Source organism: Clostridium thermobutyricum (genome assembly GCF_000371465.1).
Classification (GTDB): domain Bacteria; phylum Bacillota; class Clostridia; order Clostridiales; family Clostridiaceae; genus Clostridium; species Clostridium thermobutyricum.
The window spans coordinates 2,447,460-2,460,449 of record NZ_KB850956.1; the positions used below are offsets into that span (position 1 = coordinate 2,447,460).

Sequence of the window (12,990 nt, forward strand, 5' to 3'; positions counted from 1 at the left end):
TAACCCTTTATTTATATATTGCTCCTTCACTTGCTGAACTTACTAATTTCGCATATCTTGAAAGATATCCATTTTTAATTTTTGGTTCTGGTATAACTAGTTTTTTTCTTCTTTCTTCTAATACCTCATCTGCTACTTTAAGATCTAATTTTCCATTTAAAATATCAATTGAAATTATATCTCCATTTTCTATTAATGCTATTTCTCCTCCTTCAGCAGCTTCTGGAGAAATATGTCCTATAGCAGCACCTCTTGTTGCTCCACTAAATCTTCCATCAGTAATTAAAGCTACTGATTTATCAAGTCCCATACCTGATATTGCAGAAGTTGGAGAAAGCATTTCTCTCATTCCTGGCCCACCTTTTGGCCCTTCATATCTTATTACTACAACATCTCCAGCTTCAATTTTATTTGATAAAATTCCTTCTATTGCTTCTTCTTCAGAATCAAAAACTTTTGCCCTGCCTTCATGTTTTAACATTTCTTCAACTACTGCTGATTTTTTTACTACAGCCCCATCTCTAGCAATATTTCCTCTTAAAACTTGAATTCCTCCAGTTTCACTATAAGGATTTTTTATTTCTTTTATTACTTTATGGTTTTTTACTGTTATTCCTTTAATATTATCTCTTTGAGTTTTACCAGTTACAGTTATACAATCTAAACTTAATAAATTCTTTTTTGAAAGTTCATTCATAACTGCTGTAATTCCTCCATCCCAATATAAATCTTCTATATGAGTATCTGAAGCTGGAGCAAGTTTACAAAGATTTGGAGTTTTACTTGAAACTTCATTTATAATATCTAAATTCATTTTTATATTTGCTTCATTAGCGATTGCAGTTAAATGTAAAACAGAGTTAGTTGAACATCCTAATGCCATATCCACAGTTAAAGCATTTAATATAGCTTTTTCAGTAACTATATCTTTAGGCTTTATATTATTTTCTAAAAGATTCATAACTGCTTTTCCAGCTTCTTTTGCAAGTCTTATTCTTTCTGAATAAACTGCTGGAATAGTTCCATTACCAGGAAGCCCAAGCCCAAGAGCTTCTGTTAAACAATTCATTGAATTTGCAGTAAACATTCCTGAACAAGATCCACAAGTTGGGCAAGATTTATTTTCCATTTCACATAATTTATCTTTGTTTATTTTTCCTGACTCATAAGCTCCTACTGCTTCAAACATTGTAGATAAAGATATATTCTTTTCACCTACTTTTCCTGAAAGCATTGGTCCACCACTTATAAATACTGAAGGAATATTCATTCTTAATGCTCCCATTATCATTCCTGGAACGATTTTGTCACAATTAGGAATAAAAACTAAAGCATCAAATCCATGTGCATTTACCATACATTCTATTGAATCAGCTATTAACTCTCTAGTTGCTAAAGAATATTTCATTCCTATATGTCCCATTGCTATTCCATCACATACTCCTATTGTTGGGAAAACCAATGGTGTTCCTCCATTTGCAAGAACTCCTTTTTTTACTGCTTCAACTATTGTATTTAAATGAATATGACCTGGTATAATATCATTTTGTGATGAAACAATACCTATTAAAGGTTTATCTATTTCTTCATCTGTAAGTCCAGTAGCTTTAAATAATGATCTATGTGGTGCTTTGCTTTCACCTTTTTTTACTACATCACTTCTCATAATTACATTCCCCCAATTTCTTTTATAACCATATCACCCATTTCTTTTGTACAAACTTTTATTTTTCCTTCACTAAGAATATCTAAAGTTCTATATCCTTTTTCTAAAACTTTTGAAACTGCATCTTCTATTACTTTCGATTCTTTTTCTAATCCAAATGTATATTTAAGCATCATACTAACAGAAAGTATTGTTGCTAATGGATTTGCAATTCCTTTTCCCGCAATATCTGGTGCACTTCCATGAATAGGCTCATATAATCCAAAATTATTGCCTCCAAGAGATGCAGAAGGTAACATTCCAATTGAACCAGTTATCATACTTGCCTCATCTGAAAGAATATCTCCAAACATATTATCAGTTAAAATAACATCAAATTGCCTTGGATTTTTTACAAGTTGCATAGCTCCATTATCTATATACAGATGATTTAGCTCTACTTCGCTATATTCTTCAGCAACTTCTTCTACTATTCTTCTCCAAAGTCTTGAAGATTCTAAAACATTTGCTTTATCAATATTAGTAACTTTTCTATTTCTTTTCATTGCAGATTCAAAAGCAATCTTAGCTATTCTTCTTATTTCATTTTCATTATATTTTAAAGTATCATAAGCCTCTTCAACTCCATTTACTACGGCTTTTCCTTTCTCTCCGAAATAAATTCCACCAGTTAATTCTCTAACTACTAAAATATCAATTCCTTCTCCAATAATTGAACTTTTTAATGGTGATACTTCTTTAAGCCATTTGCTTAAAATCGCTGGTCTTAAATTGCAATAAAGATTTAATCCAGCTCTTAACCCCAATATAGCTTGTTCAGGTCTTATCTTTGCTTCAGGATTATCCCATTTAAACCCTCCAATTGCTCCAAGTATTACAGCATCACTTTTTTTACATTCTTTTAAAGTATTTTCCGGAAGTGGAACTCCTTCAGCATCTATTGCACATCCTCCAGCTTGAAGAAAATTATAATTAAATTTATGATTAAACTTTTTAGCAACTTTATTTAAAACTCCTAAACTAACATCTACCACTTCTGGTCCTATTCCATCCCCAGGAATAACTGCTATATTATACTCCATATTTATTCCCCCCAATAATTTAAATACTATAATTTCACACTATAATCTTATATAAGTCTAGTCTTAGAGACTTTACATTATTATTTCTTTTGTTTCTTTATATATCCAATTAGCCCATTGCTATTAATTATTTCTTGCATAAATTCTGGGAAAGCTTCACTTTTATATTCTTCGTTTTTAGTTAAATTTTTTATTATCCCATTACTAAAATCTACTTCAATTTCATTTCCTGATTCTATTTTTTTAGCTACTTCATCACATTCTAGAATTGGTAATCCAATATTTATAGAATTTCTATAAAATATTCTTGCAAAAGTTGAAGCTATAACACAGCTTACTCCAGTAGCTTTAATAGCTATAGGAGCATGCTCTCTAGAAGATCCACACCCAAAGTTTTTATTTGCAACAATAATATCACCAACTCTAACCTTATTTATAAATTCTTTATCTAAATCTTCCATACAATGACTTGCTAGCTCTTTATGATTTGATGTATTTAAATATCTTGCTGGAATAATAACATCAGTATCAACATTATCACCATACTTAAAAACTTTACCTTTTGCCTTCACTTTATTCCCCCCTAAATTAATTCTGGATTATATATTTTCCCTTTTATTGCTGATGCTGCTGCAACTGCTGGACTTGCTAAATATACTTCTGATTCAACATGTCCCATTCTTCCAACAAAGTTTCTATTAGTAGTAGAAATAGCTCTTTCCCCTTTTGCTAAAATCCCCATATGTCCACCTAAGCATGGACCACAAGTTGGTGTAGAAAATACTGCTCCTGCTTCTATTAAATCTGTAACTATTCCCTCTTCTATAGCTTGTAAATATATTTTTTGAGTTCCAGGAAATACAATACATCTAACTCTTTCATGTACTTTATGTCCTTTTAATATATCTCTTGCTGCTCTTAGATCTGATATTCTTCCATTTGTACAAGAACCAATTACAACTTGATCTATTTCTATATCTCCAACCTCATCAATAGTTCTAGTATTATCAGGTAAATGTGGAAAAGCTACTGTAGGTCTTATTTTGCTTAAATCTATTTCATATTCTTTTTCATAAATAGCATCTTTATCTGCTTCATAACTTACCCATTCTCTATTTGTATGTTCTTTTAAATATTCTATTGTTTTTTCATCTACTGGAAATATTCCATTTTTACCTCCAGCCTCAATAGCCATATTTGACATAGTAAATCTATCATCCATTGAAAGATTTTTTATACCATCACCTACAAATTCCATTGATTTATAAAGTGCTCCATCAACTCCTATCATTCCAATAATGTGAAGTATTATATCTTTTCCTGATACCCATTTACTTGGTTTATTTTTTAATGTAAATTTTATTGCTTTAGGAACTTTAAACCAACACTTTCCTGTAGCCATTCCAGCTGCCATATCAGTTGAGCCAATTCCTGTAGAAAATACTCCTAATGCACCATAAGTACATGTATGAGAATCAGCTCCTATAATTACATCACCTGCAACTGCTAATCCTTTTTCAGGAATCAAACAATGCTCTATCCCCATTTGTCCTATTTCAAAATAATTTTTTATATTTTTACTTAACACAAACTGTCTAGTAAACTTACATTGTTCTGCTGCTTTTATATCTTTATTAGGAGTAAAATGGTCTGGAACTATAGCTATTTTTTCTTTATCAAAAACTTTATCAATTGCGAATTTATTAAATTCATTTATTGCAACTGGTGTAGTTATATCATTTCCTAAAACTAAATCTAAATTAACTTCTATAAGTTGTCCTTCTCTTACAAAATCTAATCCAGCATGCTTTGCTAGAATTTTTTGTGTCATTGTCATTCCCATTCTCTCTATCCTCCTTTAACTATCAAATTCTCAAATTATTTCTTTTAATTATTGTTGTATCTCCTCTTTCTAATGCAGTTAAACCTGTTCTAACTAACTCTTCAATACCATATTCACTTAAAAGTTTCATTAAAGCTTCTATTTTGCTTTCATCTCCTGTTAATTCAATAGTTAAAGTATCTTTTGAAACATCTATTATTTTGCTTCTAAAAATTTTGACTATTTCATTTATTTTTCCTCTATTCTCATCTGTAGCATTAACTTTTATTAATACTAATTCTCTATAAACAGATTGCTCTGGTTTTAAATTTTCTACACTTATTACCTCTTGTAATTTAGTTATTTGCTTTTCACATTGCTCTAATATATCATCGTCTCCGTTGAGGCAAATAGTCATCCTTGATATATCTGGATTTTCTGTTTTACCTACTGAAAGACTATCAATATTGTATCCTCTCCTAGAAAAGAGCCCTACTACTCTACTTAAAACTCCTGACGAATTTTTTACTAATAAAGATAGTACATGTCTATTCATAAATTTGCCCCCCTTATGCCATTATCTGCTTATTATATATAAAAAAACCACTTTCACTGATCTAATCATAAAAGTGGTCATTAATATCTTTTTGGTCACTTAATAATTTGCTTATCTGATCTTTTTTAAAATTCTACTACTCATAATTTTCTTTGTCAATTTTTCCCATTATTTTTTTACAAATCTAAATTTTTGTTTTTTTCAAAAATACTTTCAAAAACTCCTTCGATTTTTTCATAAATTAGCTTGATTTCAATAACAAAATTTTATTACTTTATTTTTATAGCAAAAATAAAAAAAATAGGCACTAAGCCTATTTTTTAATCTTGTATTTGAATATATGGTATTACTCTTACTTCAACATTAGGAGCTTCACTTAAAACTTTATTTATTGTAGAGCCTCTAAATAAAGTTTGAATTTTACTTCTTCTACTATGCCCTAATATTATTTGTGTTATGCCTTCTTCATTAGCAAAATCAACAATAGCTTTTGAAACAGATTTACTTTGTTTCTCTACAATTATTGCATCTAATGCTTTTGCAAGTTTTTTATGCTCCTCTAATACCTTATCCATTTCTTTAAATTCTCTTTTTGCTACAACATTTGTACAATCTACTATTAAGACATAAAGATTGCATTTATATCTTCTAGCAACTCTGTATGCATGTCTTATAAGCCTTGAACTTTGTGGATTAGAACTTACACAAACTAAAACTTTTTCATTTATTCTTACATGATTTTTAAATTCTCTATTTCTTTTTAATATAGTTAAATCATCATCAATTTCATTTGCTGCCTCTCTTAATGCTAATTCTCTTAATGCAATAAGATTACTTTTTACAAAGAAATTTTCAAGAGACCTTTGTATATTTTCTTTTTTATATATTTTCCCACTTTTAAGTCTAGTTATAAGACTTTCTGGTGGAAGGTCAATAACCATAATATCATCAGCTATTTGAAGCATCCTATCTGGTATAGTTTCTCTAACTTTTATTCCTGTTATTTCAGAAACCATATCATTTAAACTTTCTATATGCTGAATATTAACTGTAGTTAAAATGTTTATTCCATTATCTAAAAGTTCTAAAACATCTTCATATCTTTTTTTATTCTTTGAAGCTGGTATATTTGTATGTGCAAGTTCATCTACTATAACCCAATTAGGATTTCTTTTAAGAATATTCGATACACTCATCTCTTCAAGATTTATTCCTCGATATTTTATCTTTGTTCTTTCTATTATTTCTAATTTTCCAATTTGTTGTCTAGTTTCTAACCTATCATGATCTTCAACATATCCTATAACTATATCTTCACCATCTTCAAGCATCTTATTTCCTTCTTGAAGCATTCTATATGTTTTTCCTACTCCTGGTGAATATCCTAAGTATATTTTAAATATTCCTTTTCCTTCCCTTTTATTTTCTCTATCTCTATGAAAGGTTTCTATTCTAAAATCAGTACACTTACTATCCATATTCTAACCTCCATAAAAAAAGCAGCCCTAAGACTGCTTTATATTATTTTATTAATTTTGCTTCTTTAGCAACATTTAAGTTAAGTTCTAATACATTTACTAAAGTTGTTCCACTTGGTGAAACACTAATTTCACTTTCTTTTATAAATTGATTTAGTTTCTCTTTACTTATTCCTGTATTTTTAGATACTCTATCAATTTGAACTTCAGCACCTCTAAGAGATATATCTGGATCTAATCCTGAAGCTGAATCTGTAAATAATTCTGCTGGTAAATCTTTAGCTTGAACTCCTGGATTTTGTTTTAAGAATAGTTTAATTTCTTCTTTTACTTGTTCTTGCAATTTTTTAGAATCTGGTGCTAATACTGCTCCACCTGATTTAGGAACATTATCTGTTTTTTCTAAAGTCATATTATAATTTATACTTGATGGTCTACCATGGAAATATTTAGGATCATTATTAAAACTTTGTCCTATATATTTTGAACCAATTGGTTTTCCATCTACATATATTAAACTTCCATTTGCTTGTTTGTTTGCTGCAACTTGGCCTATCCCTGTTAAAACTAGAGGATATATGATTCCACAAACAATTGCAAAGAATATTGTTATTTTTATTCCTATTTTTATGTGTTTCATACTCTTCCTCCTACATTCCTAACATTCTACAAAGTGGAGTTATTAACATATCTATTAATTTAATTCCTATAAAAGGAGTTATTACTCCACCTACACCAAATATTAAAACATTTCTAAGTAATAATAATTCAGCTTTCATTGGTCTATATTTTACACCTTTCATAGCAACTGGTATAAGAATTGGTATTATTATAGCATTGAATATTAATGCTGATAATATTGCTGATGCAGGTGAATATAAATGCATTACGTTTAAAACTTTCATTTGAGGAATTGCTGTTATAAAAATAGCTGGTATTACTGCAAAATATTTTGCAATATCATTTGCTATACTAAATGTTGTTAATGCTCCTCTTGTAATTAAAAGTTGCTTACCAATTTCAACTACCTCAAGAATTTTAGTTGGATTTGAATCAAGGTCTACCATATTTGCAGCTTCTTTAGCTGAAGTTGTACCAGTATTCATTGCAATACCAACATCTGCTTGTGCAAGAGCTGGAGCATCATTTGTTCCATCTCCTGTCATTGCTACTATTTTTCCCTGTTCTTGTTCTTTTTTAATAACTGCTATTTTATCTTCTGGTTTACATTCTGCTACAAAGTCATCAACTCCAGCTTCTTTAGCTATTGTTTCAGCAGTTAATGGATTATCTCCAGTACACATTACAGTTTTTATTCCCATTTCTCTTAGTCTAGCAAATCTTTCAACTAACCCTGGCTTAACTGTATCTTTTAAATATATAACTCCATAAATTTTATTTTCAACACAAACTGTCAATGGAGTTCCACCATATTTTGAAACTTGCTCTACTTTTTCATCTAAATCACTAGGAATTACTCCACCTAAATTTTTAACAAAATCTTTTACAGCAGCACTAGCTCCTTTTCTAACTCTTGTCCCATCTTTTAAATCCATACCACTCATTTTTGTTTGAGCTTGGAATTCTATAAATTGCGCATCTTTATAATTATCTATGCTATCAGTTATTCCTAACTTTTCTGCTAAATCAACTACTGATTTTCCTTCTGGAGTTGTATCTAAAAGAGAAGTTAAAAGAGCTTGCTTTATTAAATCTTCTTTAGAAACATCACCAACTGGTAAAAAGTCAGCTGCTAATCTGTTACCAAAAGTTATTGTTCCTGTTTTATCTAATATCATAACATCTACATCACCACAAGACTCAACTGCTTTACCTGACATAGCTATCATATTAAATCTAGTAACTCTATCCATACCAGCTATACCAATTGCTGATAATAATCCACCAATTGTTGTTGGTATTAAACAAACTAATAATGCAACTAATGTTGCTATAGAAAGTTTAACATTTAAATATCCTGCTAAAGGATAAAGAGTAACTACAACTACTAAGAATATTATTGTTAATGATAATAAAAGTGTACTAAGTGCTATTTCATTTGGAGTTTTCTTTCTTTCAGCTCCTTCAACAAGCTTAATCATTTTATCTAAGAAAGATTCTCCTGGTGTTACTGTTATCTCAACTTTTATCCAGTCTGAAACTACTCTAGTTCCACCTGTAACTGATGCAAAGTCTCCTCCTGATTCCTTAACTACTGGTGCTGATTCTCCTGTAATAGCACTTTCATCAACAGATGCTATACCTTCTATAACTTCACCATCATTTGGAACTAAATCTCCTGATTCTATTAAGATGATATCGCCTTTTTTTAATTCATCAGCATTTACTATTTTAATATTTCCTGCTTCATCTAGTAATTTTGCTTTTGTATTTTGTTTTGTTTGTTTTAATGTACTAGCTTGAGCTTTCCCTCTTCCTTCTGCAATAGCTTCTGCAAAGTTTGCAAAAAGAATTGTTATAAATAATATTATAGCAACTATTAGATTATATACTCTAACATCACCAGTTCCTGTAGTATGCCCAAATAGGTTTGGGAATATGGCTAATATGAATACTATCACACAACCTATTTCAACTAAAAACATTATAGGATTTTTAATCATATTCTTTGGGCTTAGCTTTTTAAAAGAATCCTTAAAAGCTTTTCCTACTATTTCTTTATTTAAAAATTTCTTTTTATCTTGTTCTTTTTCACTCACAATATTCACCTCGCTAAGCTAAGAATCTTAGATGTTCTGTTATAGGTCCAAGTCCTAACACAGGAAGGAATGTTAATGCTCCAATAACTAATATAATAACTATTAACATTACTCCAAAGATTACATTATCTGTTCTAAATGTACCAACAGTCTTAGGCACTGCTTTCTTATTAGCTAAAGAAACTCCTACAGCTAAAAGAAGTATTATAGGTGCATATCTTCCAATTAACATTATAAATCCTGTTAACATATTGAAGAATGTATCATTGTTAATATATCCTCCCATTAATGAACCATTATTTGCACTTGCACTTGTGAATTCATAAAGTATTTGAGTAAATCCATGGAAACCTCCATGAATTCCACTATGAGCAGCAAATCCTCCAAGAAGTGCAATAACTGTAGAAAATAATATTAATATTGGATGTATTAATATTGATACTGCTATAAGTTTAATTTCTTTTGCTTCAACTTTCTTACCATAAAACTCTGGAGTTCTTCCAACCATAAGTCCACAGATAAATACAGTTAATAATACGTACATTATTATATTTAAGAAACCTACACCAGTTCCTCCAAATAATGTATTAAGCATCATTCCCCATAAAGTTGCAAATATAAACATTGGATTCATTGCATTTAAAGCTGCATTTGTACTACCAGTTGTAAATGTAGTGGTTATTGTACTGAATAAACTTGTCCCTAAATGACCAAATCTTAATTCTTGACCTTCTGAACCACTAAAAGCTTTAGATAATCCAAGTTTTTCTAAACTTACATTTCCTTTTGAAATTGAATGATACATAATGAAGAAAGAAACTGCAACTAAAATAAGTAAAGCTATTATAATTACTATACTTTGTTTTTTATTTTTTACTGTATCTCCAAAAGCAACTACAAAAGCTCCTGGTAATATTGTCATTGACATCATTTCTATATAATTTGTTATTAATGTTGGATTTGCAAATGGATGTGCAGAGTTTGCTGCAAAGAATCCTCCTCCATTTGTTCCTAAATGCTTAATAGCTTCTAAAGATGCTATTGGTCCTAACATTAAATTTTGGAATCCACCATTTAAAGTCTTAACTGTTATTATTCCTTTAAGACTTTCTGGAACTCCAAAGAAAACTAATATAATTCCTATGATTACTGAAAAAGGAATTAATACTCTTGTTAAAAATCTAGTAAAATCAACATAAAAATTTCCTAATGATTTCTCTTTACCAGCAACAGTTCTGATAAACCCAGAAGCTATAGCACATCCTGTTGCTGCTGAAGTGAACATTAAAAATGTTATTACTAACATTTGAGTAAAGTTTGATACTGCACTTGCTCCTGCATAATGTTGCAAGTCTGTATTAGTTACAAAAGATGCAGCAGTATTGAAAGCTAATGTAAAACTAAAGTTTTTAGCATGTCTTGCAGAATTAAATATAGGTATTAACCCTTGAATTTTTAAAATTATAAATCCTAGTAGGAACATAAAAAAATTACTTATTAATAATGCTTTAACATATTCCTTAAAGGACATTTCATCTCGACTAATACCACATACTCTATATATACAATTGTCTATCTTATCAAATAACCCACTAGTTTTATAATTTCTAAAATTTATTATATTAGAAATATACTTTCCAACTATAGCTATAATAATTAAAAAGACAATTAAAAATAAAATTAATTGTACTCCAACCAATGTATTCTCCTCCTAAAGTTAAAATTTATCTGGATTAAACAGTGCATAAAACAAATATCCAAATATCAATATAATGATAATACCTAATATAATCATATTTTAATCCTCCAAATCTCTAATGACTTGTCCTAAATTTTCATAATAACTTTACTTAACTTTTAATCTGTTTCTTACTTTAATATTAAAATTTCTATTTATTAAAATTATATATATAATAAATTACTTTTCCATATTTTATTTATTACATTTTATTGAATTTATTTACTCTTATTTCCAAACATCTTTTAACATAATTTTTGCAAGGATTAAATAATTATATTCATATTTTTTAAATCTAATTCTATATTTATTGACTTAAAATATATCTTTTTGCAAGATTTTTAATAAAATATGCAAATTTTCTTGCACTTTTATGTTTTGTTTTTTTATTTTTATTAACATTTTTTGTATTATTTGAATTGTAGATGTCCTACTCTTATATTTATTTACTATTTATACTTTAAAGAAAACCTTTACTAATAATTTATAAAAAAATAAAAACCTACTTAAAGATTCTATAATATAAACTAATTTATACTATACCTTAAGTAGGCTATTATTTTAAAATTTTTTATTTACATTTTTCTAATATCATATTTGCTAAATTATGCGCAAGTTTATCTATTTCTTCTTGGTTTTCACCTTCAAGCATAACTCTAACTAATGGTTCTGTACCAGAAGGTCTTATAAGAACTCTTCCTTTTCCATCCATTAATCTTTCCATTCTTTCTATCTCTGATTTTATTTCTTCATCTATTAAGTATATATTCTTTTTATCATTTGGAACTGTTGCATTAACTAAAACTTGTGGAAGCTCTTTCATAATTGAGCAAAGTTCATTTAGTGTCTTACCACTTTTCTTAACAACTGATGCAACTTGAAGAGCTGTTACTAATCCATCTCCAGTTGTATTATTTTCTAAGAATATTATATGTCCTGATTGCTCTCCACCTAAAGAGTATTTCTCTTTAACCATTTCTTCAAGAACATATCTGTCTCCAACTTTAGTTTTTATAACATTTATTCCAAGATTCTTACATGCTATATCTAATCCTAAGTTACTCATAACTGTAACTACTAAAGTGTCATCTTTTAATCTTCCAATTTCTTTTAAATGTTTTGCACAAATAGCTAATATAAAATCTCCATTAACAAGATTTCCTTTATTATCAACTGCTAAACATCTATCTGCATCTCCATCAAAAGCAAATCCAATATCACATCCTTTTCTTACAACATAGTCCATAAGTTCTTCTGGATGTGTTGAACCACACTTTTCATTTATATTTGTTCCATCTGGATTATCATTTATTACAAATACTTCTGCTCCTAAATCTCTAAAAGCTTGAACTGCTGCTGCATATGCTGCACCATTTGCACAATCTAATGCAATTTTTAATCCTTCTAATTTAAAAGGTGTAGTATTTTTAGCAAATTCTATATAATCTTCTAAAGCTGAAGCTTCTATTCTTTTTCTTCCTATTTGTGAACCTACAGGACTTGGCACTCCTTTGAATCCACCTTCTATTACACTTTGAATTTGATCTTCTAATTCATCTGATAATTTATATCCATTTCCATTAAAGAATTTTATTCCGTTATATTCTACTGGATTATGTGATGCTGAAATCATTACTCCTGCATCTGCTCCATATTCTCTAGCTAAATGAGCTACTGCTGGTGTTGGAATAACTCCTAAAATTATTGCTTCAGCTCCTACAGATAAAATACCTGCTACTAATGCTGATTCAAGCATATCTCCTGATATTCTTGTATCTTTTCCTACTATTATCTTTGGTTTGTGAGCTCCTTCTGTTAATACATAAGCTCCTGCTCTACCTAAATTATATGCAAGCTGAGCTGTAAGTTCAGAGTTTGCTATTCCCCTAACTCCATCCGTTCCGAATATTCTACTCATTTTTCTACCT

Annotated in this window: 11 protein-coding genes; all 11 read right to left on the reverse strand. The window is 29.2% G+C overall.

Annotated elements, in window-relative coordinates:
• Positions 1-7: 7 nt before the first annotated feature.
• Positions 8-1,666, reverse strand: a complete 1,659-nt coding sequence (ilvD, locus tag HMPREF1092_RS11410) for a dihydroxy-acid dehydratase (protein ID WP_002598827.1) — start codon at positions 1,664-1,666, stop codon at positions 8-10.
• A gap of 2 nt (positions 1,667-1,668) precedes the next feature.
• Complete coding sequence (gene leuB, locus HMPREF1092_RS11415) at positions 1,669-2,748, reverse strand: 3-isopropylmalate dehydrogenase (protein WP_002598828.1); 1,080 nt, start codon at positions 2,746-2,748, stop codon at positions 1,669-1,671.
• A gap of 80 nt (positions 2,749-2,828) precedes the next feature.
• Positions 2,829-3,320, reverse strand: a complete 492-nt coding sequence (gene leuD, locus HMPREF1092_RS11420) for a 3-isopropylmalate dehydratase small subunit (protein WP_002598829.1) — start codon at positions 3,318-3,320, stop codon at positions 2,829-2,831.
• A gap of 11 nt (positions 3,321-3,331) precedes the next feature.
• Positions 3,332-4,591: a 3-isopropylmalate dehydratase large subunit gene (gene leuC, locus HMPREF1092_RS11425; RefSeq protein ID WP_002598830.1), complete on the reverse strand. Its 1,260-nt coding sequence runs from the start codon at positions 4,589-4,591 to the stop codon at positions 3,332-3,334.
• 22 nt (positions 4,592-4,613) lie between these two features.
• Positions 4,614-5,126, reverse strand: a complete 513-nt coding sequence (gene ilvN, locus HMPREF1092_RS11430) for an acetolactate synthase small subunit (RefSeq protein WP_002598831.1) — start codon at positions 5,124-5,126, stop codon at positions 4,614-4,616.
• Positions 5,127-5,446: 320 nt separating this feature from the next.
• Positions 5,447-6,604, reverse strand: a complete 1,158-nt coding sequence (locus tag HMPREF1092_RS11435) for a universal stress protein (protein ID WP_002598832.1) — start codon at positions 6,602-6,604, stop codon at positions 5,447-5,449.
• Between the two features lie 43 nt (positions 6,605-6,647).
• Entirely contained in the window at positions 6,648-7,244 is a 597-nt protein-coding gene (locus HMPREF1092_RS11440; protein ID WP_002598833.1) for a potassium-transporting ATPase subunit C, read from the reverse strand.
• A 10-nt stretch (positions 7,245-7,254) separates the two neighbouring features.
• On the reverse strand, positions 7,255-9,324 hold the full coding sequence (gene kdpB, locus HMPREF1092_RS11445) for a potassium-transporting ATPase subunit KdpB (protein ID WP_002598834.1): 2,070 nt from the start codon (positions 9,322-9,324) through the stop codon (positions 7,255-7,257).
• Between the two features lie 13 nt (positions 9,325-9,337).
• Positions 9,338-11,023, reverse strand: a complete 1,686-nt coding sequence (kdpA, locus tag HMPREF1092_RS11450) for a potassium-transporting ATPase subunit KdpA (protein WP_002598835.1) — start codon at positions 11,021-11,023, stop codon at positions 9,338-9,340.
• Positions 11,024-11,041: 18 nt separating this feature from the next.
• Positions 11,042-11,119: a K(+)-transporting ATPase subunit F gene (gene kdpF, locus HMPREF1092_RS17815; RefSeq protein WP_080023863.1), complete on the reverse strand. Its 78-nt coding sequence runs from the start codon at positions 11,117-11,119 to the stop codon at positions 11,042-11,044.
• A gap of 514 nt (positions 11,120-11,633) precedes the next feature.
• Positions 11,634-12,980 (reverse strand): phosphoglucosamine mutase, encoded by a 1,347-nt coding sequence (gene glmM / locus HMPREF1092_RS11455; protein ID WP_002598836.1) that lies wholly within the window; start codon positions 12,978-12,980, stop codon positions 11,634-11,636.
• Positions 12,981-12,990 lie beyond the last annotated feature (10 nt).

Coding starts and splice junctions, on each gene's coding strand:
- ilvD (WP_002598827.1), bottom strand. CDS start 1,666: ATGAGAAGTGATGTAGTAAAAAAAGGTGAAAGCAAAGCACCACATAGA.
- leuB (WP_002598828.1), bottom strand. CDS start 2,748: ATGGAGTATAATATAGCAGTTATTCCTGGGGATGGAATAGGACCAGAA.
- leuC (WP_002598830.1), bottom strand. CDS start 4,591: ATGGGAATGACAATGACACAAAAAATTCTAGCAAAGCATGCTGGATTA.
- ilvN (WP_002598831.1), bottom strand. CDS start 5,126: ATGAATAGACATGTACTATCTTTATTAGTAAAAAATTCGTCAGGAGTT.
- HMPREF1092_RS11435 (WP_002598832.1), bottom strand. CDS start 6,604: ATGGATAGTAAGTGTACTGATTTTAGAATAGAAACCTTTCATAGAGAT.
- HMPREF1092_RS11440 (WP_002598833.1), bottom strand. CDS start 7,244: ATGAAACACATAAAAATAGGAATAAAAATAACAATATTCTTTGCAATT.
- kdpF (WP_080023863.1), bottom strand. CDS start 11,119: ATGATTATATTAGGTATTATCATTATATTGATATTTGGATATTTGTTT.
- glmM (WP_002598836.1), bottom strand. CDS start 12,980: ATGAGTAGAATATTCGGAACGGATGGAGTTAGGGGAATAGCAAACTCT.